This window comes from Synechococcus sp. H60.1 (genome assembly GCF_047462335.1).
GTDB lineage: Bacteria > Cyanobacteriota > Cyanobacteriia > Thermostichales > Thermostichaceae > Thermostichus.
This window is the reverse complement of sequence record NZ_JANSJA010000221.1, coordinates 1-660: the sequence shown is the minus strand read 5'-3', so window position 1 is coordinate 660 and position 660 is coordinate 1. Positions and strand designations below refer to the sequence as shown.

1 protein-coding gene is annotated in these 660 nt (G+C 63.0%); it reads left to right on the top strand.

The features are described from left to right. On the top strand, positions 1 to 660 hold a 660-nt coding region (locus NW852_RS11050), incomplete at both ends, for a hypothetical protein (protein WP_414426743.1).

The window sequence follows — 660 nt, the reverse complement described above, 5'->3', positions numbered from 1 at the left end:
TTCTACATGCCTGTAGATAACTCGGAGATTACTGCCTTCGGAGAGCTGGTGGCAGGGGCTATTGGCTACGCCGGCCAGCAGGTGAGCGATACCCTGATTTTCGATGTGCACTCCGGCGAGCAAGACGTAGCGCCGAGTGTGTTGGCCAAGCTGAACAACCTGAACTTTGACTCGGTGCAAAACACGGTAGAGCCGGAGAGTGTGGCCCTGGATCCGCTGGAGCTCCACCTTTTCGGCCGCATACGCACCCGCGGATCCTATGCCGCAGATGCAGCGGGATGGGCGGCTTCTCCCCTCAACGCCAAACGGGAGCCCAACCCCGGCCGGATCAAGGCCGGCGGTTTTCAGTCCGGTTCCGACCAAGTCTGCCCGCCCTACGTGGACGATGTCTATCGGGCCGACAATCGCTTTGGGCCCAAGGCCAGCTACGAGCGTCCGCCCGTGACGCCTGACCCGCAGAATGGCTGCAACGTGCCCACCTTTGCCGAAAAGTTCAACGCCAGGGCAGGTGACACAATCCCGCCTGAGGCCAAAAATGAGCTGGGCGAATCCCTCACCGAAGACAACCCACCCGCAGGCGCACTTGCCGAGGTGGGGCTGGATGGCTACTGGGAGCGGCGGGCCCGTGTGGAGGGCCTGCGGGTGATCGTGGGGCAGCGC